24 protein-coding genes and 1 pseudogene are annotated in these 25,998 nt (G+C 72.0%); 14 read left to right on the top strand and 11 right to left on the bottom strand.

Going from position 1 to position 25,998, the window contains the following annotated elements:
* Nucleotides 1-15: 15 nt before the first annotated feature.
* The 4 genes and pseudogenes from ACIRQ7_RS24640 to ACIRQ7_RS24625 form a co-directional block, all read right to left on the bottom strand.
* A pseudogene (locus tag ACIRQ7_RS24640) lies at nucleotides 16-248 on the bottom strand (GTP-binding protein); the annotation flags it as partial.
* A 20-nt stretch (nucleotides 249-268) separates the two neighbouring features.
* A complete protein-coding gene (locus ACIRQ7_RS24635) occupies nucleotides 269-1,567 on the bottom strand; it encodes a cytochrome P450 (RefSeq protein ID WP_404264917.1) in 1,299 nt (432 codons plus the stop codon).
* A complete protein-coding gene (locus ACIRQ7_RS24630) occupies nucleotides 1,564-2,364 on the bottom strand; it encodes an alpha/beta fold hydrolase (protein ID WP_404264916.1) in 801 nt (266 codons plus the stop codon). The genes ACIRQ7_RS24635 and ACIRQ7_RS24630 overlap by 4 nt, the downstream gene beginning before the upstream one ends.
* A gap of 931 nt (nucleotides 2,365-3,295) precedes the next feature.
* On the bottom strand, nucleotides 3,296-3,475 hold the full coding sequence (locus ACIRQ7_RS24625) for a hypothetical protein (RefSeq protein ID WP_401475262.1): 180 nt from the start codon (nucleotides 3,473-3,475) through the stop codon (nucleotides 3,296-3,298).
* Between the two features lie 226 nt (nucleotides 3,476-3,701).
* On the opposite strand from ACIRQ7_RS24625, the gene ACIRQ7_RS24620 reads away from it, so the two are divergent.
* The 7 genes from ACIRQ7_RS24620 to ACIRQ7_RS24590 all read left to right on the top strand — a co-directional run bounded on the left by ACIRQ7_RS24620 (nucleotide 3,702) and on the right by ACIRQ7_RS24590 (nucleotide 11,582).
* Nucleotides 3,702-4,325 (top strand): RraA family protein, encoded by a 624-nt coding sequence (locus ACIRQ7_RS24620; RefSeq protein WP_404264915.1) that lies wholly within the window; start codon nucleotides 3,702-3,704, stop codon nucleotides 4,323-4,325.
* Between the two features lie 164 nt (nucleotides 4,326-4,489).
* Nucleotides 4,490-5,674: an acyltransferase family protein gene (locus tag ACIRQ7_RS24615; protein ID WP_404264914.1), complete on the top strand. Its 1,185-nt coding sequence runs from the start codon at nucleotides 4,490-4,492 to the stop codon at nucleotides 5,672-5,674.
* A gap of 200 nt (nucleotides 5,675-5,874) precedes the next feature.
* Nucleotides 5,875-6,648 (top strand): DUF2470 domain-containing protein, encoded by a 774-nt coding sequence (locus ACIRQ7_RS24610; protein ID WP_404264913.1) that lies wholly within the window; start codon nucleotides 5,875-5,877, stop codon nucleotides 6,646-6,648.
* 223 nt (nucleotides 6,649-6,871) lie between these two features.
* Complete coding sequence (locus ACIRQ7_RS24605) at nucleotides 6,872-7,204, top strand: GNAT family N-acetyltransferase (protein WP_404264912.1); 333 nt, start codon at nucleotides 6,872-6,874, stop codon at nucleotides 7,202-7,204.
* A 266-nt stretch (nucleotides 7,205-7,470) separates the two neighbouring features.
* Nucleotides 7,471-8,592 carry an isopenicillin N synthase family dioxygenase gene (locus ACIRQ7_RS24600; protein ID WP_404264911.1) on the top strand — a complete coding sequence of 374 codons (1,122 nt, stop codon included), beginning with the start codon at nucleotides 7,471-7,473 and terminating at the stop codon, nucleotides 8,590-8,592.
* A 150-nt stretch (nucleotides 8,593-8,742) separates the two neighbouring features.
* The gene (locus ACIRQ7_RS24595; RefSeq protein ID WP_404264910.1) at nucleotides 8,743-10,137 is read left to right on the top strand and encodes a nucleobase:cation symporter-2 family protein; all 1,395 of its coding nucleotides are present in this window, start codon (nucleotides 8,743-8,745) and stop codon (nucleotides 10,135-10,137) included.
* Between the two features lie 38 nt (nucleotides 10,138-10,175).
* Entirely contained in the window at nucleotides 10,176-11,582 is a 1,407-nt protein-coding gene (locus tag ACIRQ7_RS24590; RefSeq protein ID WP_404264909.1) for an 8-oxoguanine deaminase, read from the top strand.
* Nucleotides 11,583-11,619: 37 nt separating this feature from the next.
* On the opposite strand, the gene ACIRQ7_RS24585 is transcribed toward ACIRQ7_RS24590, so the two are convergent.
* A complete protein-coding gene (locus ACIRQ7_RS24585; RefSeq protein ID WP_404264908.1) occupies nucleotides 11,620-12,219 on the bottom strand; it encodes a TetR/AcrR family transcriptional regulator in 600 nt (199 codons plus the stop codon).
* A 138-nt stretch (nucleotides 12,220-12,357) separates the two neighbouring features.
* Here ACIRQ7_RS24585 and ACIRQ7_RS24580 point away from each other — a divergent pair, with 138 nt between their 5' ends.
* The 3 genes from ACIRQ7_RS24580 to ACIRQ7_RS24570 all read left to right on the top strand — a co-directional run bounded on the left by ACIRQ7_RS24580 (nucleotide 12,358) and on the right by ACIRQ7_RS24570 (nucleotide 16,423).
* Nucleotides 12,358-13,872, top strand: coding sequence for an APC family permease (locus tag ACIRQ7_RS24580; protein WP_404264907.1), 1,515 nt, complete (start codon nucleotides 12,358-12,360; stop codon nucleotides 13,870-13,872).
* Between the two features lie 3 nt (nucleotides 13,873-13,875).
* Nucleotides 13,876-14,736, top strand: coding sequence for a carbon-nitrogen hydrolase family protein (locus tag ACIRQ7_RS24575; protein WP_404264906.1), 861 nt, complete (start codon nucleotides 13,876-13,878; stop codon nucleotides 14,734-14,736).
* A 292-nt stretch (nucleotides 14,737-15,028) separates the two neighbouring features.
* Nucleotides 15,029-16,423, top strand: a complete 1,395-nt coding sequence (locus tag ACIRQ7_RS24570; protein ID WP_404264905.1) for a nucleobase:cation symporter-2 family protein — start codon at nucleotides 15,029-15,031, stop codon at nucleotides 16,421-16,423.
* A 111-nt stretch (nucleotides 16,424-16,534) separates the two neighbouring features.
* Here ACIRQ7_RS24570 and ACIRQ7_RS24565 read toward each other — a convergent pair whose 3' ends face one another.
* The 3 genes from ACIRQ7_RS24565 to ACIRQ7_RS24555 all read right to left on the bottom strand — a co-directional run bounded on the left by ACIRQ7_RS24565 (nucleotide 16,535) and on the right by ACIRQ7_RS24555 (nucleotide 19,028).
* On the bottom strand, nucleotides 16,535-17,647 hold the full coding sequence (locus ACIRQ7_RS24565) for a hypothetical protein (protein ID WP_404264904.1): 1,113 nt from the start codon (nucleotides 17,645-17,647) through the stop codon (nucleotides 16,535-16,537).
* 8 nt (nucleotides 17,648-17,655) lie between these two features.
* A complete protein-coding gene (locus tag ACIRQ7_RS24560; RefSeq protein ID WP_404264962.1) occupies nucleotides 17,656-18,252 on the bottom strand; it encodes an ankyrin repeat domain-containing protein in 597 nt (198 codons plus the stop codon).
* Between the two features lie 212 nt (nucleotides 18,253-18,464).
* Nucleotides 18,465-19,028, bottom strand: a complete 564-nt coding sequence (locus ACIRQ7_RS24555) for a heme-binding protein (RefSeq protein ID WP_404264903.1) — start codon at nucleotides 19,026-19,028, stop codon at nucleotides 18,465-18,467.
* Between the two features lie 461 nt (nucleotides 19,029-19,489).
* On the opposite strand from ACIRQ7_RS24555, the gene ACIRQ7_RS24550 reads away from it, so the two are divergent.
* Together ACIRQ7_RS24550 and ACIRQ7_RS24545 are read left to right on the top strand one after the other, a co-directional pair.
* Nucleotides 19,490-20,761: an amidohydrolase family protein gene (locus tag ACIRQ7_RS24550; RefSeq protein ID WP_404264902.1), complete on the top strand. Its 1,272-nt coding sequence runs from the start codon at nucleotides 19,490-19,492 to the stop codon at nucleotides 20,759-20,761.
* Nucleotides 20,762-20,882: 121 nt separating this feature from the next.
* Nucleotides 20,883-22,187 (top strand): amidohydrolase, encoded by a 1,305-nt coding sequence (locus tag ACIRQ7_RS24545; protein ID WP_404264901.1) that lies wholly within the window; start codon nucleotides 20,883-20,885, stop codon nucleotides 22,185-22,187.
* Nucleotides 22,188-22,318: 131 nt separating this feature from the next.
* Here the strand turns inward: ACIRQ7_RS24545 and ACIRQ7_RS24540 are convergent, their stop codons facing one another.
* The 3 genes from ACIRQ7_RS24540 to ACIRQ7_RS24530 form a co-directional block, all read right to left on the bottom strand.
* Nucleotides 22,319-22,816, bottom strand: a complete 498-nt coding sequence (locus ACIRQ7_RS24540) for a nucleoside deaminase (protein ID WP_404264900.1) — start codon at nucleotides 22,814-22,816, stop codon at nucleotides 22,319-22,321.
* 31 nt (nucleotides 22,817-22,847) lie between these two features.
* A complete protein-coding gene (cynS, locus tag ACIRQ7_RS24535; RefSeq protein WP_403674687.1) occupies nucleotides 22,848-23,318 on the bottom strand; it encodes a cyanase in 471 nt (156 codons plus the stop codon).
* Nucleotides 23,319-23,428: 110 nt separating this feature from the next.
* Complete coding sequence (locus tag ACIRQ7_RS24530) at nucleotides 23,429-24,025, bottom strand: carbonic anhydrase (RefSeq protein WP_404264899.1); 597 nt, start codon at nucleotides 24,023-24,025, stop codon at nucleotides 23,429-23,431.
* 237 nt (nucleotides 24,026-24,262) lie between these two features.
* Here ACIRQ7_RS24530 and cynR point away from each other — a divergent pair, with 237 nt between their 5' ends.
* Nucleotides 24,263-25,171, top strand: coding sequence for a transcriptional regulator CynR (gene cynR, locus ACIRQ7_RS24525; protein ID WP_404264898.1), 909 nt, complete (start codon nucleotides 24,263-24,265; stop codon nucleotides 25,169-25,171).
* 119 nt (nucleotides 25,172-25,290) lie between these two features.
* Nucleotides 25,291-25,941, top strand: coding sequence for a GntR family transcriptional regulator (locus ACIRQ7_RS24520; protein ID WP_404264897.1), 651 nt, complete (start codon nucleotides 25,291-25,293; stop codon nucleotides 25,939-25,941).
* Nucleotides 25,942-25,998 lie beyond the last annotated feature (57 nt).

Genomic DNA, 25,998 nt, shown 5'->3' with positions numbered 1-25,998 from the left:
CTCACCCGCCTCCCGTCACCCGCCTTCCGGACGCCCGGCGATCTTCCGTTGGACACGCAGCAGGTATTCCTTGCGGTGCAGCGGGTTGTGGTCCTCACGCGTCCGTGCCGGCGCCGGTCCGCGCACCGGCCGGTAGTGGTCGAAGGCGGCCTCCAGCACGCCTCCCCCCGGGTCAGGGTGGGAAGCCGCTGCTCCAGCTGATGCACCCGGCCCGCCGGGATATCGCCCTCGACGACATACGAGGCGCCCTGGTCAGCCGCTCAGTCGGTCAGCCGGTCAGCCGCAGTGGCAGCGATTTCAGGCCGTGGATGAAGTTCGACACCAGCCGCTGGGGTGGGGCGGCGACCGCCAGGGTCGGCAGCAGGCGGCACGTCTCCTCGTAGAGCACCCGCAGTTGCAGCCGGGCGAAGTGCGCGCCCAGGCAGCTGTGCGGGCCGTCGCCGAAGGAGACATGGGGATTCGGGGCGCGGGTCAGGTCGAGCCGGTGCGGGGCGGCGAAGGCACGTTCGTCGTAGTTGGCCGAGCCGTGGAAGACGACGACCTTGTCCCCGGCGCGGATGCGGCGGCCTCCCAGCTCGGTGTCCTGCGCGGCGGTCCGGCGGAAACTGAGCACCGGCGGATGCCAGCGCAGCAGCTCTTCCACGCAGGTGGCGGCCGCCACCGCCCCGCCGCGCAGACCGCGGTACGCCTCAGGGTGTTCGGCCAGCGCCAGCAGGCCGCCCGGGGCGGCGCTGCGCACGGTGTCGTTGCCCGCGATGGTCAGCAGGAAGAAGAACATCTCCAGCTCGGGGGTGGGCAGTTCCTCGTCCGTGGCGAGCACCGTCATGAGGTCGTCGCCGGGATGGCGCCGCTTGTGGGCGGCCAGTTCCCGCGCGAAGGCGAACATGTCGCGCAGCATCGCCGGGGAGCGCGGATTGACGGGCGGGGTGGGGGCCGGTGCGCCCGTCGCGGATGCGGCCGGGTGTGTGCTGGATTCGTCCGGGTCCTGGTAGCCGATGACGCGGCGGGTCCACTCCAGGAGAAGGCCGCGGTCGGCGGCCGGGACGCCGAGCAGGTCGGCGAGGTTGAGCAGCGCGAACTCGTCGGTGACGGCGGTGACGAGGTCGCAGACTCCGTCCCCGGAACGCGCGGTGCCCGCTGCCGCCGTGAGCAGTTCCCGGGCGCGTTCGCGGACGACGGCCGTGAAGCGTTCGGTCCGGCGCGGGGTGAAGGCGCGACTGACCAGGCGCCGCAACGGGCCGTGGTCCGGCGGGTCCTGATTGAGCATCATGCGGCGGATGAACGGCAGGTCGTCGGGGTCGGGGTCGCGGATCTGGGTGGCTCCCAGATGGGAGGAGAAGGTGCGCGCGTCCTTGAGGACGCGGACCACGTCGTCGTGCCGGGTGACCGCCCAGAAGCCGGGCCCCGCGGGCCAGCCGAGCACCGCGTGCTCGTCCTGCCAGGCCACCGGGTGGCGGTCGCGCAGCAGCCGGTACGCCGCGTGCGGCAGTCCGTGGACGTAGCCGCGGGGGTCGAAGACGTTCGGCACCTCCGCAACCGGCGCGGTGCCCGCCGTCGGCGCCGTCATCCCACGACCCCCTGCCCTTCGCCTGCCGCGTCGTCGGCGCGCAGGAAGTCCTCCACCGTACGGATCACCTCCAGCGGGGTCTCGTCCATGGAGTAGTGCCCCGCCGAGGGCAGTTCGGCGAGTTCGGCGTTGACGTGCCAGGCCATCCACGTCTGGCGCGCCAGGTCGGCGCTCAGGGCGGGGTCCAGCGCCCCGGCCACCGCCAGTGCCGGGACCGCGGAGCCGTCGATCTCGGTGTGGAACCCCTCCCTCGCCCAGGAGTCCAGCCAGGCACGGAAGGCCTTCGCATCGCTGCAGTCCAGCGACCGCCGCACCATCCGGTCCAGCCAGGCGGCGGGGCGCCGGCCGCCGGAGGTGAGGTCGATGATCGCCCGGCGGCTGTCGGGGTGGTGTTCCGCGGAGGCGAAGAGTTCCCACTGCTCGGGCGGCATGGGCAGCCCCGAGGCGGGGACCGGTGAGATGCCGACGAGCCGGCGCACGCGATGCGGCGCCGCGGCGAGTACGCGCTGAATGACGCTGCCGCCCATCGAATGCCCGATCAACGAGAAGCGGTCCCAGCCCAGTTGGTCGGCGAGCGCCAGTACATCGGCCGCCCCCGCCTTCGTGGTGTACGGGCCGGCCGCGTCCTTCGCCTCGCCGTAGCCGCGGAGATCGACCAGCGCGTACTGGAACGCACCCCGGTCGAGATCCGGCAGCAGGGCATCGAAGGCGGACCGGTCGGCGAACCACCCGTGCACGGCGATGACCTTGTGCGGTCCTGATCCGTGCAGGCCATGGGGCAATACGAACGGAGTCACGTGCTCTCCCGACGTGTGACCGGACCCCGCACCGGGCGGGGCGCGCGCGAGCGGCTGCCGCGCTCGCCCACACTGGCGCGGTCTCCCCCGCCCTGCAAGAGGACGAGAGCGCGGCGGCGGCGACTTCACCCCGGTGCCGTCGTGCGTGGTACACGGCTGCCGCGCTGCCGGTGTGGCACCGGCCGAGGGGCGGCCGCCTCTCCGGGGGGCGGCGTACGGTCCGCGACCGACGCGGACACGGAAGCACATACGGACACGCAACCGGACACGACACAGATGCGGACAAGGAGACGAACACGGATGCCGTAGGAATACCGGCGCCGTAGGAGTATCGGCGCCGTAGGAATACCGGCGCCGTAGGAATACCGGCGCCGTAGGAGTATCGGCGCCGCAGGAATTCCGACCGACTTCCCGGCGCACCCGAATTCACCGGCCGACAGCAGGGGAACGAGTCCCGGTCCCGGAACGCAGGATCCGCGCCGTACGACCGGCGCCCGCGCATGCGGAAGGGCGTCCCCGTTGCCGGCCGCATTCCGGCAATACCGTTGCCGCGACGCCCCCGGGGAGCCTGCGGCCACGCACCCACACTTCAGAAAGGGGCGAGAGGCATCACGTTCACGAGCCGGTCGGCACCAAATGGTCGACCGGAAGCGGGCCGCCGCGAGCAGGACGACGAGGCACCACAGCCGCCCGGATCACGCCGACGCTCGCGGCCCGCCCTGCCCCCGCCGCCGCCGGCCTTCCCTCCACGCACAGACCCGTGGTCACCGTGCGTCGGCATCCGGCTTCCGAGTGTCACGGCACCAAAGCGACCGCCGCCCGTGCGACGGCGCGCGGCGGCATGGGGAAGGGCCCGGAGTCACGGGTTCGTCAGGCGAACCGACTCAGGGCCCTTCCTCCTCCCCGCACCCGGGGCGGAGGGGCGCCGGACTCAGGTATCCGTGTCCTGCGCCGGGTGGAGTCCCAACATCTCCAGGAGCATCTTCAGCTCCTCGGTGTCGCGGGCCTGACCGGCCAGGGTCAGCCGGGCCCGCTGGTGTATGTCTTCTTGCTCGTCCTCGGGGGCGCCGGAGTCATCCTGACGCTCGCCGCGCTGGTCTTCCTCAATCATCGCCACCATTCTCCCAGGCCCCCGGAGTGCGTGACTCCCCGGCACCGCCCCGAGCCCCGCCGACCCGATCGCACCGCCCCGGCCACGGCAGGTTCCGGACCCCTTCGGCGCTTCCCTGACACCCGGGCGGGGCCCTCGGTAATCTCACGGCAGTGAGCGCCGACCGGCGAAACGGCATCCCGTTCTCCCGCGCGAGGCGCCCGAGGGAAAGAAGAGGACGACAGAGATGAACGACGTCACCGGATTCAACGACATTCCCCCGACCACTCTCGCCGATCTGCTGGGGCGCGAGCAGGTCATGGATATCGGGATTCGCCCGCTGTGGCCCTCGATATCGCGAGTCGCCGGCCCGGCGTTCACCGTGCGCTGCCCTCCCGGCGACAATCTCATGCTGCACGCCGCCATCTACCGCGCGCAGCCCGGCTCGGTCATCGTCGTCGAAGCGGGGGACGTGGACCACGCGATGGCCGGCGGAAATGTGTGCGCCGTGGCCCGGCGCCGGGGAATCGCGGCATTCGTGGTCGACGGGGTGATCCGCGATCTCGCCGAGGCGCGCGACATGGGCTTTCCCGTCTTCGCCAGGGGGGTCATCCCCATCCCGGGGACCAAGGCGGCCGTCGCGCCGCTGAACGAGCAGGTACGGTGCGGCGGCGTGCGGGTCAATCCCGGCGATATCGTCGTGGCCGACGAAGAGGGAATCGTGGTGACGCCCGGCGACCGCCAGGAGCAGGTATTCCGCGACGCCCAGGCGAAGTTGGCCAAGGAAGCCGACGAATCCCTCGATGTGTGGGAAGCGGCTCATCACGCCCGAATCGAGAAAATTCTCGCCGACAACGGCTTCGGGAACTGACGCCACCGCTCCAGTTGACGCTTCGGACCCCCAACAGCAAGCCTCTTCCGCCGACTTCTCCCATGATGGAGGGGGGCGCGCTCCCCGCGCGCCTCCGTCATCCACGGTGCATCCGATGACGTCCGCACCACAGTTGACGCGATCTCGACGGGAGGAGCGGCTGCATGGCCGAAGAAGAGGCCGCCCGGCGGCCGACAGGCACGCTGAAGGTGTACGACCCGAGCGCACGGCGCTCCATGCCGCCCGCCAGGTCGGCGCATTCCCCTCCGCCGGCAGGCGCAGCCCTCCGGGAAGCGATACCGGCCCCCCACGGCGGGGGGCGTGACGCGTTCTTCGACAACGCCAAATATCTGGCCATCGTGCTGGTGGCAATGGGCCACGCCTGGGAGCCGCTGTACGCCACCAGCCGGAGCGCCGCCGCACTTTACAACTTCGTCTACGCCTTCCATATGCCCGCGTTCATCGTGATTTCCGGCTACTTCTCGCGGAATTTCGATTTGCGCAAGGACCGCCTGCAGCGGCTGGTCACCGGCATCGCCGTGCCGTACATCCTCTTCCAGACCGCTTACGCGGTGTTCCGACTCGCGGCGGGGCAGGACCCCGGACTCGCGATCAGACTTGTGGACCCGTGGTTTCTCACCTGGTTCCTGGCCGCCCTCTTCATTTGGCGGCTCACCGCACCGTTGTGGCGGATCGTGCGCTGGCCGGTGCCGCTGGCCCTGGCGATAGCCGCGCTGGCCTCGACGTCGTCGGCCATAGGGAACAACCTGAACCTGCAGCGCGTGCTGCAATTCCTTCCGTTCTTCGTCCTCGGAATGTTCCTCAAGGAAGAGCATTTCCGCCTGGTACGCCGCCGTGCCGTGCGCCTCGTCGCCGCGCCGGCCCTCGTCCTGGCGCTGACCTTCGCGTACTGGACGGTGCCACGCATGAATGACGCGTGGTTCTACCACACCGACAGCGCACAGACCCTGGGCGTTCCGTGGTGGAGCGGCGTGGTGATGCAACTGGCGCTGTTCGGCAGCTCGTTGATTCTCACGGCCTGCTTCCTCGCCCTGGTCCCGGGCAGGCACATGTGGTTCACCGCCCTGGGCGCCGGCACGCTGTACGGCTATCTGCTGCACGGCTTCCTGGCCAAGGGCTCGCGGTGGTGGGACTGGTACGACGCCGACTGGGTCCACACCCCGCTCGGCGCCGTCGCGGTGACGTTCATCGGCGGTGCGGTCGTGACGCTGCTGTGCACGCCACCCGTGCAACGGGTCTTCCGCTTCGCCATGGAGCCGAAGATGCGCTGGGCGTTCAGATCCGGCAGAGCCAGGGGCTATCGCAGCGAAACCCCTCGCCCGAGCTGACCGCCTCGACGAGGGCGGCTGCCGGCCGACGGGCCGCTTCACGGGGGCGGTACGGGAGACCTCGCGCTCCCGTACCGCCCCCGCCCCTTTCCGGCCACCCGGCCATCCGTCCGCCACCTCATGGGCGAACGCGGGTGGCGGGGCGCCCCATCTCCCGCTAGGTTAGGTAAGCCTAACCTCATCAAGTAGTGGAGATCTGGATGCGCATCCTCACCCGCGCGCCCGCGCAACCGACGAGCGCCGAGCGAATCCGAACCGTCCTGGCCGCGGCCGAGTCGATGACTCTGGTGACGGAGGAGCACAGCACCGAGGTGTCCCGGCTGAACGGCCCCGACCTCACCCAACACATCCATCTCCACCCCTTGGCCGAGGACCACGGCACCCACCCGAGGCACTCCGCACGGGGGCGCACCGCCGCCACCCTCGAATTCACCGACGTCTCCCCCGCCCCGGTCCGCGACCGCGTACGGGCCCGGGTGACGGTCATGGGATGGCTCACCCCGCCACCGGCACCGGGCCACGGCCAAGGCCCCCTGGACGGCGCCCGGCACCGGCCCGGGAGGCCGGCGTCGGCCACCGGTCCCTGCATGGAGTTCGCCCGCGCCGTGCTCCACACACCGACGCTGAAAGCCTCGGTGGACCTCCACGAGCTGATGACGGCAACCGCCGACCCCCTGGCCACCTACGAGGCCACCCTGCTCACCCACCTCATCGACGATCACGCCGACCTCGTGACCCTCCTGATGCGGCTGGTCGAGCCGCGTCTCGTCCAGGGCGTCCACCGTGCACTCCCCCTCGCCCTCGACCGCTACGGCGTCACCCTCCGCCTCGAATACGCCCGCGGCCACCACGACGTACGACTCCCCTTCCCCTCCCCCCTCACCGACGTCGACCAGTTCGGCATCCAGATCCAGGCCTTGCGCTCCGCCGCCCGCCGCTGCTCCCACCGGGGCCGGTTGCTCAGCGACTCGTGAGGGGCGCGGGGCGCTCGCGAAAGGGCCGGGGCGACGGGAAAAGACCACCTGCCGGGACGTGACGAGGTGCCATACTCCGGGCCGTGACGACACAAGACGGCCCCCCGGCCGACCCTGGCGACCCTGGCGACCCTGGCGACCGGCGATCGCGACCCCTCGCTCACGGAGCGGCTGACCGAGGAACTGGCCGCCGTCAACGCGGCTGCCACCGGCGCGTCGGACCGTGGCACGTTCACGGTCACCCTGCACCGACGACGCCGGTGAACTGGTCGGCGGGCTGACGGCGTGGACCTGGGGCGGACTGTGCGGCATCGAGCCTCTGTGGGTGCGTGAGGGCGGCCGCGCGGACAGGTGGGGCGGCAGGATCCTGTGGGCGGCTGAGGCGGAAGAGCGGCGCCGGGGGTGCGCTCGCGTGGCCGTCTCCTCCTTCACGCTCCAGGCTCCCGGGTTCCACCAACGGCACGGCTACGCCGAGACCGGCCGGACCCCGGGGTTCCCGGGAGGGCATGCGGACGTCCACCTGTTCATGTCCCTGACCGACGCACCGGTGTGGTGACACGCCCGCTCCACCGACCGGTCGGGCGCGGGTGCCGCTGCCCGTCGGCGGATACCCTCCGGGGAACCGGCGACGAGACAAGCCGAGGCCGACAAAGCCCCCTTTGGAGGTTCAGCCAAGGAGGAGGGGGACCGGCCGGGGCGGGTTTGGGTGGTCGGCCAGAATCCGCAGCTGAGCATTTACATGCCCACGGCCCACCGCCACCGTGTGAGGCCCCGTCAGCCCAGACGTCCCCTCCCCCGCCCCGCACGGAAGCAGGTTCCGCGATGGCCGAACTGCCCGTATCCCATGACGACTTCGACGTTCCCGTCATCGACGTGTCGCGCTGGTCGACGGGCAGCGCGACGGAACGCGCCGCACTCGCCTCGGCCGTCGACGCGGCGGCGCGCTCGGTCGGCTTCCTGCAGATCACCGGACACGGCATTCCCGCCACCGCCGGACCCGGCCTGGCCGACGCGATGGACGCCTTCTTCGCCCTCCCCCTGGAGGAGAAGAAGACGCTGTGCGCCCCGCCCGAGATCAACCGCGGCTACACCCCGCCCAAAGCGGAGAAACTCAGCCTCAGCCTGGGCGTGACCTCGCCGGAGGACCTGTTCGAGGCGTTCAACGTCGGCGTCGACGGCACCGCGCACGGTGAAGGAGCGGCGGCGAGGGCGCACTTCCCCGCGAACCGCTGGCCCGACCCGCACCGCGTCCCCGGCTTCCGGGAGGCCGTCGAGACGTGGTTCGGGCACGCGGGTGCGCTGGCGCGCCTGCTGACCGGCATCTTCGCGCACGCGCTCGGGCTCGACGAGGGCTTCTTCCGCCCGTACACCGACCACTCCGTCGACGTGCTGCGGATGAACAACTACGCGCTGCCCGCCGGGGAGACGCATGTCGAGCGGGGCCGGATGGGCATGGGCGCGCACACCGACTACGGCATCGTCACCGTGCTCTGGGCGGACCGGGTGCCCGGACTCCAGATCCTCGGCGACGACGGACTGTGGCACGACGTACTGCCCGCCGAGGACGCCCTGCTGGTCAACCTCGGTGATGCCCTGGCCCGTTGGACCAACGACCACTGGCGCTCCACGCTGCACCGCGTGCTGCCGCCGACCGACGCCGAGGGCCGGCTGGTGCGCCGTAGGTCCGCAGCCTATTTCCATGACGGCAATCACGACGCGGTCATCAGCCCGCTGCCCGGCTGTGTGCCCGCGGGCACCGACCCGCTCTACCCGCCGGTCACCATCGGCGAGCACATCACGGCCAAGCTGGCGGGCTCCCGCGCGCTGCGGCCGCACGACGACGCCGCGCGGGAGAGCGCGCGGCTCCTCGCCGCCACCGACACCACCGCCACCGCCACCGCCACCGACGCCGCCGACGCCGCCGCCGACGACGACGAGCGCTGAGCCGGTCGCGGCCCCACAGGCGCCGGCCCCACCTCCCGCGCGCCGTCCGCACGTTTCCCCCCACCTGCCCCCGTTCGGCCGTGCGCCCCACCCCGCGAGCGGGCCGGGCGGCGGCCGCCCGCCGGCCTGCGCACGGAGAGGTCCCGTCCCGTGGAAAACGCCCGCCCGCCCGTGCGCCACCCCGTCGATCAGCGCCCGGCCTGGGGCCCGCTCCTCCTGCTGGGCACCCAGCACGTCCTGGTGATGTACACCGGTTCCCTCGCGGTCCCGCTGCTGTTCGGCGCCGCGACAGGTCTGCCGCACGCCACGGTCACCCTGCTCATCGACGCCGACCTGTTGGTGGCGGGGGTGGTGACGCTGCTGCAGAGCGTGGGGGTGGGCCGGGTCCTCGGCGTGCGGCTGCCGATCGTGGCGGGTGCGGGCTTCAGCGCCGCCTCACCGATGATTCTGATCGCCCAGCAGTACGGCATGGCCGCGGTCTACGGAGCGATGCTGGCCGGCGGGGTCTTCGGCCTGCTGGTCGCGGCGCCGTTCGCCCGCCTCGCGCGCTACTTCCCACCGCTGGTCGGCGGTACCGTGATCACCGTCATCGGCCTGTCGCTGCTGGGCGTGGGCACCCAGATGGTGGCCGGCGACGACCCGTCGGACCCCGGCTACGCGGCGCCCGAACGGCTGTTGCCGGCGGGCGGGGTGCTCGCCGTGATCGTCGTGCTGATGCGGCTCTCGCGCGGCTTCCTCGGCCAGGTCGCCGTGCTGGTGGGCATGGTGGCGGGCACCCTGGCCGCCATCCCCCTCGGCCAGGCCGACTTCTCGCAGGCCTCCGGGGCCTCCTGGCTGGGGCTGCCGGAGCCGTTCCACTTCGGGGCACCGCAGTTCCCGGTGGCCGCGGTGGTCTCGATGTGCGTGGTGATGCTGGTGATCTTCACCGAGTCGACGGCCTCCATGCTCGCGGTGGCGGAGATGACCGACCGCCCCCTGACCACCGGCGACCTCGGCCGCGGGCTGGCCGCCGACGGGCTGTCCGGAGTGCTCGCCGGGGCCATGAACTCCTTTCCGGACACCGTCTTCGCGGAGAACCTCGGGCTGGTGGAGATGACCCGGGTCCGCAGCCGCTGGGTCACCGCGGTCGCCGGTGCCCTGCTGATCGTGCCGGGCAGCGTCCCGCGGCTGGGCTCCCTCGTCGCCTCGCTGCCGGACCCGGTGGTGGGCGCGGCGGCCCTGGTGATGTTCGCCATGGTGGCCGGTGTCGGCATCCGCATCCTGCGCCATGTCGCGTTCGACGGCACGTCCAACCTTCTGATCGTCGCCGTGTCCCTGGTCGCCGGGATGGTGCCGGTGACCGCCCCGCACATCTACGACCGGCTGCCCGCGGGGGCCCGCATCGTCGTCGGCAGCGCCATCACCTGCACCGCGGTGTGTGCCTTCACCCTGAACCTGCTGTTCCACCACACCCCGCCGCGCCGCCGCCGTACCCGCGAGAACCCCGGGGACGGCCCGGGGACGACACCGGCCACGCCGCTCCCCGGCGACCGGGCCGCCCGCTGATTCCCCCGCCCGCGAAGGAACCGAAACGAGGAACGACCGTGCCGGCCAACCGCCTTGTCATCGAGAACTGCGCCGTCGCCACCATGGACACGGACGGCACCGAGTACGCCTCGGGCCACGTCGTGGTCGCCGGTCACCGCATCGAGTCGGCCGGCCCGGGGCCGGCTCCCGAGGACCTGACGGATGTCGTCCGGCGGATCGACGGCAGCGGCCATCTGCTGACCCCGGGGCTGGTCAACACCCACCACCACTTCTACCAGTGGATCACCCGCGGTCTCGCCCAGGACTGCGGCCTCTTCGACTGGCTGACCACCCTCTACCCGCTCTGGACCCGGATCGACGAACCGATGGTGCACGCCGCGGCTCAGGGCTCGTTGGCGGCCCTGGCACTGTCCGGCGTCACCACCACCACGGACCACCACTACGTCTTCCCCCGCGGCGCCGGCGACCTGCTGGGTGCCGGGATCCGCGCCGCCGCGGAGATGGGCCTGCGGTTCTCCCCCACCCGCGGCTCCATGGACCGCGGCGCGTCGGACGGCGGGCTGCCGCCGGACTTCGCCGTGGAGAGCACCGAAGGGGCACTGCTCGCCACCGAGGCGGCCATCGACCGCTGGCACGACCCGTCCCCCGAGTCCATGCTCCGCGTCGGCGTCGCCCCCTGCTCCCCCTTCTCCGTCTCCTCCGAGCTGCTGCGCTCGGCGGCAACACTGGCCCGCGCCAAGGGCGTTCGGCTGCACACCCACGGCAGCGAAACCGTCGAGGAGGAGGAGCACTGCCGGGAGCGGTACGGCATGACGCCCACCGAGTTGCTGGAGTCCACCGGGTGGCTCGGCCCGGACGTCTGGATGGCGCACTGCGTCCACATGACCGACTCCGACATCGCGGCCTTCGCCCGCACCGGCACCGGCGTCGCGCACTGCCCCTCCTCCAACGCCCGGGTGGCCGCCGGACTCGCCCGCGTCCCGGACATGCTCGCCGCGGGCGTACCGGTGGGTCTGGGCGTGGACGGCGCCGCCTCCAACGAATACGGTCAGCTCGGCGCCGAGCTGCGCAACGCCCTGCTGATCAACCGGCTCGGCAGCCACCGGGAGAAGTCGCTCACCGCCCGGCAGACACTGCGGATGGGCACCATGGGCGGCGCACAGGTGCTGGGCCGCCAGGAGGAGACCGGCTCCCTCGAAAGCGGCAAGCTGGCCGACCTCGCGCTGTGGAAGGTCGACGGTCTGCTCCACTCCTCCATCGCCGACCCGGTCGCCGCCCTGGTGTTCGGCGCCCCGGCCCCGTTGACCCTGCTGCTGGTCAACGGCTCCCCGGTCGTGGAGGACGGCCACCTCGTCACCGTCGACGAGGACACCATCGCCCGCACCACCCGCGCCCAGGCGCGCCGCCTGGCCTCGCTCGCGGGACTCACCCCTCCGACACCGCCCACGGCACGGCCGGTGTGAGGGGGAAGCTCGGCCGAAGGGACCGTGCGGACACGCCCTACCCCTCGGGAAGGTGCCCCGTCGCGGCGCGGGCGTAGGAGTGCAGGGCCGCGACCACTTCGAGACGTGAACGGCGGCCGGCGAGCACGTCCATCTGGTAACCGTCCTCCATCGCCACGAAGTTGGAGGCGATCATGCGCGCGGAGTCCGTCAGGGTGAAGTGCCCCTGGGCCTCCCCGAGGACCAGGACCCCCTGATAGACAGCGATCTGACGTTCCGTCAAGACGCTGTCGAGGGAGGCGGCCTTCGGGTCGCGCAGGGTGCGGGGCCAGTACTCGAAGAGCAGTCGGGGCAGCCTGTCCTGCGGGCCGTCCGCCACGCCGGAGGCGATGCAGCTGCGCAGCCGCTCCCGGGCGTCGGTGTGCCGTTCCGCCGCCGCCTCGCGGTCGCGGCAGAACCTCTCGATGGCCTGCTGGAAGGTCTCGCACATGAGCGCGTCGAGGTCTTCGTAGTAGTAGAGGACGGCCGCGGGGGTGACCCCCGCCTCGTCGGCGACGTCCCGCAGCCGCAGCCCTTCGAGGCCGCGGCTGAGCAGCGCCCGCCCGGCGGCCTCGCTCAGCTGGGACCGACGGGCCTCCTGGTCCTTGCGCCGTGCCACTGCGCCCCCCTTGCCCTGTCATTGACTGAAGCGAAACAAAAAGATACTTACCCAGGCCTTGACCGCGCCAGCGCCGTTTCATTAAATCGCTGTTTAGCGAATCGGGGTGCAGCACGCACCTCCTCTCGGGAGGCCGTCATGACCACCAATGCCAGCGGGACCGAGCACGGTCCCCCACCAGCGAAATCGGCACCACCACCCACCACCAAGGGCCTGCACGGCGACTCCGTGGGCCTGCTCGGCACGGTCGCGCTCGGGCTCGCCTCCGTCGCGCCCGCCTACAGCATCGCCGTCACCCTGGGGCTGGTGACCCTGGAGGTCGGCGACCTCGCCCCGGCCGCCCTGCTGCTCGGCTTCGTGCCGATCCTGCTCACGGCCTTCGCCTTCCGGGAGCTGAACCGGGAGATGCCCGACTGCGGCACCACCTTCGTCTGGAACACCCGCGTCTTCGGGCCGGCCGCCGGCTGGCTCGCGGGCGGCTGGACGGTCCTGGTCGCCACCGTCATCGCCATGACCGCGCTCGCCCAGGTCGGCGCCTCGGCACTCCTGGGCGTGCTGGGGCTCGACACGGCACAGGGCAGCGGCCCGGCCGTCACCGCCCTCGCCGTGCTGCTGCTCGCGCTGACCGTCACCGTCGCCTACCGCGGCGTTCAGCCGGCCGCGCAGGCGCAGTACGCGATGCTCGGTCTCCAGCTCGTGGCGCTTGCCGCCTTCGGCATCGCGGCCTTCGCCCGGCACGGCGCGGCCACCCCGTCCCTGAGCTGGATCGACCCGTTCGGCTTCGACAGCTTCGGCTCCTTCGCCGAGGCGGTGCTGCTGTGCCTGTTCATCTACTGGGGCTGGGACGCGCTGATCACCTTCAACGAGGAGACGGTCGACAGCGGACGCACGCCCGGCAGGGCCGCCGTGACCTCCACGCTGATCCTTGTCGTCACTTATCTGTTCACCGCTTTCGCCGCGATCTCCTTTGCGGGCAGCGGCAGTTCGGGCCTCGGGCTTGCCGGCGAGGAGACCGCGGCCGACGTCCTCACCGGCCTCGCGCCGGCGGTCCTCGGCGCCGCCCCCGCCAAGCTCGTACAGCTCGCCATCGGCGTCTCGGCCGTCGGCGCGCTGCTGACCTGCACCGCCTCGACGCCGCGCACCACCCTCTCGATGAGCGCGCACGGCGCCCTGCCGGCCGCGTTCGGACGCATGCACCCCCGGTTCGGGACACCCGCCTTCGGCACGGTGTTCTTCGGCGTCGCGGCTGCCGTCACGTTGTCCCTGCTGACCCTGGTATCCGCCGAATTCCTCGGCGACGCGGTCCTCTCGGTCGGCCTGCTGATCGCCTTCTACTACGGCATCACCGGCTTCGCCTGCGCCTGGTACTTCCGCGGCCACCTGCGCCGCTCGCCGCGCGACCTGCTGGTCAAGGGCGTCATGCCGGTCGCGGGCGGGCTGATGATGCTGGCGGCCTTCGGGCGCAGCACCTACGACATGCTCGATCCGGGTTACGGCCACACCTCCGTCGGGGGGATCGGCGGGGTCTTCCTGCTCGGCGTCGGCTCGATCGTGCTCGGCGCCGCCGTGATGCTTGTGGTCCGCTCCCGCCTGCCCCGCTTCTTCCACGACGGCCGTACGTCCGTCGCCGCCCTGTCCGTCACGGAGAAATGACTCATGCGCACCCTCGCCCTCGCCGCCCTCCAGACCGCGCCCGTCCCGCACGACCTGCCCGCCACGTGGGAGCGCTTCGCCGACCAGGTGCGGGCGGTACGCGCCACCTTCCCGCACGTCCAACTCGTCGTCGTCCCCGAGCTGATGCTCGCCGCCGAGGCGCCACTGCTCCGGGCGCGCCCCGACTGGATGCGGGAGGCGGCGGTCTCCGTCCCGGGGCCCCTCACCGACCGGATCTGCGCCCTTGCCAGGGAGACCGGTCTGTGGCTGATCCCGGGCAGCCTCTACGAGCGGGCCGACGACGGGCACACGTACAACACCGCCCTCGCGGTCTCTCCGACCGGTGAGATCGTGGCCCGCTACCGCAAGATCTTTCCCTGGCAGCCCTATGAACAGACCACCCCGGGAAGCGAGTTCGTCGTTTTCGACCTCCCCGGCATCGGCCGCGCGGGCCTGGCGATCTGCTATGACGGCTCGTTCCCGGAGACGGCACGGCAGCTGGCCTGGCTCGGTGCCGAGGTCATCATCCAGCCCACTCTCACCACCACACGCGACCGGGAGATGGAACTGGTCTGCGCGCGGGCCAACGCCTGGACCAATCAGCTCCATGTCGTCAACGTGAACGCGGCCGATCCGGCCGGCGTCGGCGCCAGCGTGATCGTCGACCCCGAGGGGATCATCCGGCAGCAGGCGGCCACCGGAGAGGAAGTCCTGGTCGACGTCCTCGACCTCGACACGGTCACCCGCGTGCGCACCTACGGATCCGCCGGCATCAACCGCCCCTGGGCCCAGCTCGCCCGCTACGGCGACCGCATCGAACTGCCCATGTACGGCGGGACGTTCCAGCCGGTACCGACGAGCTGACCCTGGAGCTGACCCTCGCGGGCGGCCGGGCAGGCCGGGCCGACGGGCACCCCCTTCGCCCGCTGACGACGGCGTATCGCGAAGCCGCACAGGCGAATGCCCGTGCTGTCCGGGCGGCCGAAGGGGCGAGGAAATGAGCGGCAACAGGGGGTTCCGTCGCCCGGGTGCGCTGACGTAGCGTTCTCGACTATCCGCACTGCGGAACTTGCTTTCCATTCGAAGGGCCCGACCCCTCCGTCCCCCCCACGGCTCGGGCCGCTTCGGAACATGACGAGTACGGAAGAAGCACCACATGAGCGCTCCCCGCACGTCATCGGCGGCGTCCGGTCCGGCCGGCACCGCTCCCGCCGTCCATCCGGTGGACGAAGTCCTGCCACCGGGCCGGATGCTCGGCGCGAGCCTTCAGCACGTCGCGTCCATGTACGCCGGAGCGATCTCCGTACCGCTCGTCGTCACCGTCGCCACCAAGATGTCCGTGTCCGACACGGCCGTCCTGATGGGCGGCAGCCTCCTCATGGCCGGTGTGGCGACCGTACTGCAGACCCTGGGTATCGGCTCCTTCATCGGCTCCCGGCTGCCGTTCGTCAACGGGGTGTCGTTCTCCGGGGTCGGCGTGATGCTGACCGTCATCGCCACGGACGGCGGCGTGCAGGCCGGCCTGCCCGTGGTCTTCGGCGCCATCATCGTCTCCGGCATCTTCGGGTTCCTGGTCAGCTCGTACTTCGCGCGGCTCGTACGGTTCTTCCCACCGGTGGTCACCGGATCGGTCATCACCCTGATCGGCGTCTCACTGATCCCCGTGGCGTACGAGTGGGTGGTGGACGGATCGCCGTCCGGGCACCCGCAGCCGAGCTCCATCGGCCTGTGTGCAGGCACCGTTGTGATCATGATGCTGCTCCAGCGCTTCACCCGCGGCTTCCTCAAGCAGATCAGCATGCTGTTCGCGCTGATCCTGGGCACCGCGCTGGCGATCCCCTTCGGCTCGGTCGACTTCTCGAAGCTCCACGACGCGCCTCTGGTGGGCATCCCGGACCCGCTGCACTTCGGAGCCCCGCAGTTCTCCCTGCCCGCCATCGTCTCGATGTGCGTGGTGATGCTGGTGATCCTCACCGAGTCGACCGCCGACATGATCGCGCTGGGCCGCATCGTGGACAAGGAAGTCGACGAGAAGACGATCGCGCGGGGACTGCGCGCCGACAGCCTCGGATCGGCCCTGAGTCCGCTCTTCAACGCCTTCCACGCCAGCGCCTTCGCGCAGAACATCGGCCTGGTGGTGATGTCCGGGGTGCGCAGCCGGTTCGTGGTGGCGCTCAGCGGCGGCATCCTGATCCTGCTCGGCCTCAGCCCGGCCGCGGCCGCGCTGATCGCCGTCGTCCCCATGCCGGTCCTGGCGGCCGTGAGTCTCTTCTTGTTCGGGTCCATCGCGGTCAGCGGCGTACAGACGCTGCTGGAGGCCGATCTCCACCGGGACAACAACGCCCTGATCGTCGTGGTCACCCTCGGCGCCGGCCTGGCGCCCGCCCTCTCCAAGGGCTTCTACGACGGGTTCCCCTCCTGGGCCCAGATCGTGCTGGGCTCCGGGATCACCACCGGCTGTGTGGTTGCCGTCGCGCTGAACCTGTTCTTCAACCACTTCGGCGCCGCGGCGGTCCGGGACCCCGATCCCGTCCAGGCCGTCGAGCACTGACGGGACACCGGAGACCGGCGTCAGCTGCGGCATCGCCGTCCCGCTTGGCCGAGGCGCCGAAGGGACCACACGGGGCGGGCTCCCGGCCGAGCGGCGGTGGGCGGTCGCGCGTCACAGCACGGCGATGCCCAGCGGCCGCTCGCCCGCCGCGAGACGCCGGACCTTCCCGGAGTCCAGGTCGACGACGGAGATGCCGTTCCAGTAGCCGTCGCGGGTGAAACCCCCCGTGACGTAGGCAGTCCGGGCATCGCGCGAGACGGTGACGCCCTCGTGGGGACCGTCCAGGGGGATCACCCTCTCCCGCCCCTGCGCGGTGCGTACGGTCAGCGACGGACCCTCGTCACGCGCCGGGTCGACCGGTCCGGTGCCGACGGCGAGCAGCGTGCCGTCGGCGGTGACCGCGGCGCCGTGCTGGTGGGTGCGGGCGGTCATCCGCTCGACGCGGGACCGGCCGGTCTCCGGGTCGAGGACGACCAGACGCTCCCCCTCGAAGGGCAGCAGAAGCTTCCCGTCCGACGGGCGTACGGCGGTGTAGTGGGGCTTGAGCCAGGAGCCCAGGCCGCCTTCCGTGCCGTAGGGGGCCACCTCGACGCGCCGGGTCCGCAGGGAGCCCGCGCTCACGACCGTGACGTCGAAGGAGTCGTGCCCCGTCACGTAGACCGCGCGCCCGTCCCGCGAGACGTCGACGTCGAAGGGGCGGCGGCCGACGTCCGCCGCGCCGGTGACCTTCAGGGCGCGGGTGTCGATGACCTCGACGGTGCCCTGGCGGCCGGGCCTGTTCACTCCGACGTACACGTGGCGGCCGTCGGGCGCGAGAGCGATGCCCATGCCGCCGCCGCGATACTCGCCGTGCGTGGGCTCCCCGATGCCGTCCGTCCCGTACGGGATACGGGTGATCCGCTTCCGGCTGCCGGTGTCGACGACGGCGACGCCCTCGGCGGTGGCGACCCAGGCCCGGCCGTCGCCGACGACGAGCCCGTACGGGGCGGTGCCGACCCGTACGGAGTCGAAGGCGCCCCGGTCGGGGTCGACGAAGGTGACGGTGTCGGCACCGAAGTCCGCGACGAGGAGGGTGCCGTCCGGGGTCCGACCGGACGGCGCGGGGACCTTCCTCGCCTGGGACGTCGCTGAACTCTCCTTCGAGGACGGTGAGTTGGTCGTGTCCGGAGCCGCGCAACCGGCGGCCAGGGCCAGCGCCACGGCCACGGCCGGCACGACCGGCACGCCCCGCCTCACCGCAGGGCCCTCAGCAGACCGGCGATCTCGGTGGCGCCGCGCCGCTCGGCATGCGCCAGGGCCGTGACACCGTCGTTGTCGGGCAGGTCCGGGGTGGCCCCCGCGGTGATCAGCAGCTCGACGATCTCCTGGTGGTCGCGGCCACCGTCCCCGAGGATGACCGCCTCCAACAGGGCGGTCCAGCCGAGCCGGTTCACATGATCGACGTCGATGCCGGTCTCGCGGAGCACGGCCCGGACGTAGGCCACGTGCCCCCGCTCGCTCGCCGGGATGAGGGAGGTGCCGCCGAAGCGGTTCGTCACCGTCGGATCGGGGCCCGCCGGGAGCAGGACGCGCATCATGGCGACGCTGCCGGTGACGCCGGTGACCAGCCAGGGGCTGTCGTGGCGGTCGTCCTGGGCATTGGGGTCGGCACCGGCGGCGACCAGCGCCTCGGCCGCTGCCACATGGTCGCCGAGTGCGGCCAGGAGCAGGGGCGTACGGCGGTGATCGTCGCGGATGTCCACCGTGGCACCGGCGGCGAGGGCGGCGCGCACGGCGTCCGCGTCACCCTGCGCCGCCGCGGCCACCAGGGCACGGGCGAGATCGTTCATCGTGGTGCTCCTCGCACTCCAGGGGGTGTGGGCGCGCAGCACGGACAGCGTCGTCGCCGACGCCGTACGGACCGCGATGCCGGTCCCCACCCGCAGCGCCGCGCGGATGCGGGCGGCGGAAAGGGGGGACCGGCGGCGCACTGTACGGGGGGTTCGGTGCGCCGCCGGGGTCCGAGCCGCCGTACGGCCCGGAGGGCTCGTCACGCCGAGGGTTACTTGGTGAGCTCGGCGACGCCGGCCCGCGCGAACTTCTCGTCCAGGTCGCCGGACGGGGCGCCGGCGACACCGATGCCGGCGATCGGCGCGCTCTTGGCGGTGACCGGGGCGCCACCGGCGAGGAACAGCGTGCCGGGGATGTCCTTCAGCGTCGGGGTGCTCTCCAGCCGCTTGACCAGTTCGGAGGTCGGGGCGTTCCAGGAGACGGCGGTGTAGGCCTTCTTCACGGCCGACTCGTAGGACTGCGGACCGGCGCCGTCGCCGCGCAGCTCGACGATGGTGTTGCCGTTACGGTCCACGACGGCGACGGAGACGCGCTGGTTCTCCTTCTGCGCGGCATCCAGGACGGCCTCGGCGGCATCGGTGGCGGCCGCGGCGGTCAGGTGGGTGGACCGGGTGAGGTGGTCGCTCTGCGCAGCGGCCTTGGCGGCGGCCGGCGCGGCGGGCGCCGGGGAGGACGCACTCGCGGACCAGGCGCCGAAGCCACCGATGGCGAGGGCGGCGACCACGCCGCCGGTGACGACGCGGGCGCGCTTCGAGACCTTCTTGACATGCTTCATGGGAGACAACTCCAGGATTCTCACGAGGTGTGCGGGATTCCGCTGGTCGGGAAGGGCCGGATCGTCGGCGTCCGCTCTCGGCGAGGCCGGGAGCTGCCGTCCCGCTCCGGGATCCATCCTGGGGCCGCGCCCCTCCGGTCCCCGTCGTCATACCGGCTCCACACCGCGCGCGGGACGGTGGATACCGGGGTCGTCCGATCGGATGACCCGGCACTGCCCCGCGGGGTGCACGGCGCTCCGTGACGGCGGCCGGACGTCCTCCCGCATGCCCCCGCGCCGCTCACCTCCCACGCCTCCTCCGACCTCTCCATTGGCATACCAAAATGCGTGGAGAAGGGTGGACTCTCTACTGCGGTGTGCGCCTGACCACCGGAATTAGCGCCTCCAGAGCCCTTGCTCGCCCTATGGATTTGGGATACCAATTGGCGTCGGTTGTCCGCAGAAGACCGAGGAGCCCCGCCATGTGTGTCGAGTCCGTCCCTCCCCCGCCCAGCCGGGTCACCCGTCGCGGTGTGCTCGCCGGGGCCGCCGCCCTGGCCGGAACCGCCGCCGCCCTCTCGGCGGCTCCGCGCGCCGCCGCCGCCCCGGCGCCGACCGCGCACCGCACCGGCGACCTGGTCGTCGAGGGCGGCACCCTGCTCGACCCGGCGACCGGTCATGTCACCGAGGACGCCGTCGTCGTGATCCGCGGCGGGGTGGTGCGCGCCGCGGGAGCGAGGTCCCGGACCGACGTTCCGGAGGGCCTCGCGCGCCTCGACGCGCACGGCAGCTGGGTGCTGCCGGGCCTGGTCGACGCGCACATCCACCTCAACACCGCCACCGAGGCGCGCGACGCGGTCCGTCAGGGCGCCACCAGCGCGCGCAGCGGCTCCACGAACTTCTACCAGGACATCGCCGTACGGGAGTTGGCCCGGCAAGCTCCCGAGCAGGCGCCACGGCTGCGGGCCGCGGGGGTCTTCGTCACACCCGACCTGGGCGACACGGTCCTCGCCGACCCGGACCTCACACCGCTCGCGCGCCTGAAGGACGGGGTCCGCTCGGCCGAGGCGCTGCGCCGGGTCGTCCAGGTGAACCTCGTCCGCGGTGCCGACGTGATCAAGACGCGGGTGAACGAGCGGGCCGGGCTGCCGGAGCAGGACCCGCTGACCCAGGTCTACTCGTACGAGCAGCTGTCCGAGGTCGTGGCGGCGGCGCGGCGCGGCGGCAAGGGCGTGCTGTGCCACAGCTACAGCGAGCGCGGCTGTGACGACGCGGTGCGGGCGGGCATCCGGTCCCTGGAGCACGGCGTGTTCGTCGGCGAGCGCACCCTGCACGACATGCGGCGCAGGGGTACGTACTTCACGCCGACGCTGACCGCGATCGCGAGCCTCATCGACGAGTCCGACCCGGTGCTCGCCGAGCGCGGCCGCGCCTATCTGCCGGTCCTGAAGGAGGCGGTCCGCACGGCGCACGAGCTGGGGGTGCCGCTGGCGGCGGGCACCGACTCCTCCGGTGGCGAGATCGCCCCCATCGGGCGGGAAGTGGAGCTGATGCGCGCTGCGGGCCTGTCCGCTCTCGACGCGATCCGCACGGCCACCACCCAGGCCGCCCGACTCCTCGGTCTGGAGCGGACGGTGGGGCGTCCCGCGCGCGGTTTCGCGGGAGACCTGATCGTGGTGGACGGCGACCCGCTCTCCGATGTGTCCGTGCTGAAGAAGCCCCATTGTGTGGTGCGCGCCGGCCTGCCCCTCTGAACGGTTCCGCTCCGCCCTGTGCGCGGTCCGCCGCGCACGTCGGCGGCGGTCCCGGCTGCCGCCGACGTCCCCGCCTGCCGACGTCCCCGCCTGTCATCCCTTCACCGACCGAAGGAGTCCCATGACGCCCTCCTCCTCCGCGCCGTCCCGGCGCGGTGTCCTCGCAGGTGCCGCCGCACTCGCGGCCACCGGTGCCGCGCTGTCCGCGGCCGCCGCGCCGGCAGGCGCCGCGTCCCGGGCGAGGCCGGCCCGCCCGGTGGTCTTCCGCAATGTGCGGCCCTTCGGCGCGAAGCACCCCGTGGACCTCACCGTCCTCGACGGCCGCATCACGGACGAACGGGCCCCGAAGGGCGCCGATGTGGTCGACGGCGGCGGCCGGATCGCCCTGCCCGCCCTGGTGGACGCGCACATCCACCCGGACAAGACGACGTGGGGTGGCGCGTGGGTGTCGCGCAAACCGGCGAGTGGCATCGCCGATTTCGCCGCCCAGGACGTGGAGCTGTTCCACGGTCAGCGCCGGCCCGTGGCCAAGCGGGCGTACGGCCTGATGGCGCACGCCGTGACGCGCGGGACCCGGGCGATGCGCGCGCACGCCGACATCGCCCCCGCCTACGGCCTGGCCTGTGTGGAAGGGGTCGCGCAGGCGCGCGAGCGGCTCCGGCAGGCGCTCGACGTCCAGATCGTGGCCTTTCCGCAGCACGGCGTCGTCCGCGCGCCGGGCACGGCGGCGCTCCTCAAGGAGGCGGCGCGCAGCGGAGCCGTGGACTTCATCGGCGGGATCGACCCGATCGGCTTCGACCATGCGATGGACGAGCAACTCGACCTGGTTTTCGGCCTCGCGGACCGGTACGGCGTCGGCGTGGACATCCACCTGCACGACAGGGACGAAAAGGGGCTGACGGCGCTCCGCGCCATCATCAACCGCACCCGGGCCCTGTCCCTGCGGGGCAAGGTCACGGTCAGCCATGTGTTCTGCCTGCCGGGCCTGTCCGACGCCGAGCTGGCCGGGGTCGCCGCGGACCTCGCCGACCTCGACATCGCGCTGACGACGGTGGCGCCGAACGCGTCACTGGTCCTGCCGATCGCCCGGCTGAAGGAGCACGGCGTGCGGGTCGGGCTGGGCTCGGACGGGGTGCGCGATGCGTGGAGCCCCTTCGGCAACGCCGACATGCTGCACCGCGCGCATCTGCTCGGCTGGGTCGAGGACGTCCGTCTCGACGCGGAATTGACGGCCTGTTATGAGGCGGGCGCGCACGGCGGCGCCGACGTCATGCGCCTGCCTCGTGCCGACCTGACCCCCGGCTCCCCCGCCGACTTCCTCCTTGTCCGCGGCGAGTGCCTGCCGCAGATCGTGGTGGACATGCCCGCGCGGGACATGGTGGTGCACGGCGGCCGGGTGGTGGCCCGTGACGGCGAACTGACGTAACGAGCACGCGCGGCCCCCGTCCACCGCCGCGTGGCCCCGTCCACCGCCGCCACCTACTGCCCGGCGGGCGGAGAAGCGGCGGGGCGGAGATACGGCACGCCGTATCTCCGCCCCGCACGCGATCGGACGGGTCAGCCGGTGGGGACGTCGGCGACGTGCCGGTTTCCCCCGTTGCGTTCCTGCCACAGCCGGTAGACGTCGACGGCGGCGTCCTGCGGCGCGTAGCTCATGGGCAGCCGCCGCTGGGTGTAGTCCTTGGTGAACTCGTCGTAGAAGGTGGCGAGTTCGAAGTACTTGCGGTCGTCGACGTAGTGCGGCTCATAGGCGTCGCGGCTGGTGAGGAAGATGACCTCGTCGGGCGAGCAGTAGTACAGCGCGCCCAGGCACATGGGGCACGGGTGGGCGAGGACATAGATGGTGGCGCCGACCAGGTGCTCGGTGCCGAGCGTGCGGCATGCCTCGCGGATGGCGAGGATTTCCGCGTGCGCGGTGGGGTCCGAGGTCTGGGCGACCCTGTTGGGGCTCTCCGCAAGGATCGTGCCGTCCTTGACGATGACGGTGGCGAAGGGGCGGCCGCCCTCTTCGACATTCCGGCGGGCGAGGTCGATGGTGCGCTGTGCGAAGTCCATGGGTGTTCTCCTCCGGGGAAGTGGCGGCTCTTCAGAAGGCCTTGGCCGGCAGGTATTTGCCGTCGAGGGTGACGACCGCGCGTTCGCCGCCTTCGGGGTCGGCGACCTTCTTGACGTCGAGGGTGAAGTTGATCGCGCTGATGATGCCGTCGCCGAACTGCTCGTGGATCAAGGCCTTGAGAGTGGTGCCGTAGACCTGGAGCATCTCGTGGAAGCGGTAGATCGTCGGGTCCGTCGGGGTGCCGCCGGAGATCGCGCCGCGGGTCGGGATGGTCTGGAGCAGCGTCGCGGCGTCCGCGTCCAGCTCCAGCAGCTCGGCGACGGCAAGGGCTGACCGCTCCGGCAGGGGGTGCTGCCCCAGGACGGCGGCGGTGACGAACGCGACGGACAGCCCGGCGGCGTCGGCGATCTGCTGCCAGGTCAGATCCTTGCGGGTCTTGGATTCGACGGCGACGACGGCCAGGGCCTGGCGGGCACCGGGGTCGAGCTGGGCGTGCGGCATGGTGAGGTCCTTTCGGTGCGTCGGCCGGGAGGCACGACGGGTTGGTTCCGGGGGGGTGCGCAGGAGGGGCAGAGAAAGGCGAGAGGGAGGCCAGAAGGGGACCAGAGGGGTCAGGCCCCGGCGGGGTCGCTCGCTTCGAGCCGTTCGACCGTTCCGGTGGCGATATCGAAGACCCAGCCGTGCAGGGTGAGCTGCCCCGCGGACAGGGCACGCGCCACCGAGGGGTGGCCGGCCAGATTCCGCAGTTGCGCGCTCACGTTGGCCCGCACCAGGGCGGCCACCGCGGCCGGGCCCGATCCGGCGGGGGCGGTGCGGGACGGCGCGGCGTCCGCGCCCCGCAACCAGGCGGCGACCTGGGGAGCCGCGGAGAGGTCGTGGCCCTCGGCCAGCGCCGTCATGGCGCCGCAGCCGGAGTGGCCGCAGACCACGATGCCGGTCACGCCCAGCACGGCGACCGCGTACTCGATGCTCGCCGCGACCCCGTCCGGGGCCGGGCCGTGGGCGGGAACCAGGTTTCCGGCGGTCCGGATGACGAACAGCTCCCCCGGCTCGCTCTGCGTGATCAGCTCGGGGACCACCCGGGCGTCGGAGCAGCCGATGAACAGCGTCGCCGGCCGGTGATGCGTGGCCAGCCGGGCGAAGAGCCCCGCCTTCCCGGGAAAGACATCGCGCCGGAAATCCGCCACACCGTCCATGAGGTCGGGCATGGTCACTCCCTTCAGTGGCTGCCGACCCCTGTGGGCCGACGAGATCCACCATGCCCGAGCTGCATCTATAGCGTCCAAGACGCATTAGCCATACAATCCATTGCTGTCATCTATAGTCGCCTCGATGTCGGCACCCGACCTGCTCACGACCCGTCGGCAAGGCACAGGTGACCAGGCGCCATAGAGCGCGGCAGGGCAGCGCGGACACCGTGATTGCCGGTGCCTATAGTCCTGCCTATGGGTCCGGAACTACGTCACCTCCGCTACCTGATCGCGGTGGCCGAACACGGCAACTTCACCCGCGCCGCGGAGGCGCTGAGCATCTCTCAGCCGACGCTCTCGCAACAGATCAAACAACTGGAGCGCGCCGTCGGCGTCCAGCTCCTCGACCGCAGCGGCCGCACCGTCCGGCTCACCGACGCGGGCACCGCGTATGTGCACTACGCCCGGCGTGCCCTGCGGGAGTTGGCCGCCGCCGACCGCGCGGTGCTGGACGTCGCCGACCTCTCCCGAGGGCATCTGCGCCTGGCGATGACGCCCACCTTCACCGCCTACCTCCTCGGCCCGCTCGTGCAGGAGCTGCGCAAGGCGTACCCCGGCATCACCCTGGAGGTGCGGGAAATGGCGCAGGACCGCATCGAAGCGGGCCTCCTGGCCGACGCACTCGACCTCGGCATCGCCTTCGAAGGGCCCCATCCGCCCGGTATCGCCGCGACCGCGCTGTTCGCCGAGACGCTCAGCCTCGTCGCCACCGCGCACCGGTCCGACGCCCGCACTCACCGGCCGATGCCGGTGCGTCATCTCGCCGAGCAGCAACTCGCGCTGCTCAGCGAGGACTTCGCCACCCGAGGCCATATCGACACCTACTTCGCCCGGCATCGCATCAGCCCGCCGATCGCGGTGGAAGCCAACACCATTCAGGCCCTCACGGAGATCGTGCGGCGCACCCCCTCGCTGGCCACCGTGCTTCCCGATGCGATCACCGACGATCACCCCCACCTCACCCCCGTCCCCATCGACCCTCCGCTGCCCACCCGCCTCGCCGCGCTGCTGCGCCGGGACAGCGCGTACCAGAGCGCCGCTGCCCGCGCCTTCACCGGGCTCGCCCGTCACGTGGTCCGGGAACGCGGCTACGCACCGGCCTGAGGGCGGGCCGGCGCCCGGACGGCAGCGCGCGAGCGAGGGCGTCGACGGGCGGCGCGGTGGCTGCCGGGACCCGCGGACGGCAGGCCGAACGCGGCGCGAGCCGATGAGAGAATGAGGACATGACAGGGTCTGGAGGGTTTGAACCCGAGTCGGAGCGGGTCACGCGGCAGTTGCGCGACGAGATCATCGACGGTGCACGCAAACCGGGCAGCAGGCTGGTCGAACGTGAACTCGCCGCGGAGCTCGGAGTGAGCCGGCTGCCGATCCGGGATGCCCTGAAGGCCCTGGTGTCCGAGGGGTTGGTGACGCCCCGTCCGCGGACGTGGGCGGTCGTGCGGGAGTTCGCCCCGACGGACATCGCCGACTTCGACGAGGTGCGGTCCGCCCTCGAAATGCTGGCCTTCCGGCTCGCCGCCCAACGGCGCACCCGCGCGGGGCTCGCACGGCTGCGCGCAGACCTCGACGCCGAGCTGTCCGCGGCCGGCAGCGGGGACGCCGTGCGGGCCCGCCGGGCAGCGGCCGACTTCCACGAGACGGTGACCTCCCTGGCCGACAACGAGCTGCTGAACGAGCTGGAGGGCACCCTTCGCAGCCGGATGCGGTGGTTCCTGGGGCAGCACGACGACCTCATGGCAATGGCGAAGGAACACGAAGACCTCTACACAGCGATCGCCGACCGGGACGTGGCACGGGTCGAAGAGCTCGTCACGAAGCACCTGGCGACGGGCCGCAGCGCGGCCGCAGCGCGCCGGAAGCAGTCCCAGGACTGACCGCCGGCGTGCCGCGCCCCGCGGTCCCTCGCGTGTGTCCGGCATGAGCCGCCGGGG

It is taken from the genome of Streptomyces sp. NPDC101393 (assembly GCF_044767385.1).
In the GTDB taxonomy this organism is placed as follows: Bacteria; Actinomycetota; Actinomycetes; order Streptomycetales; family Streptomycetaceae; genus Streptomyces.
This window is presented reverse-complemented; position numbering and strand designations above follow the sequence as displayed.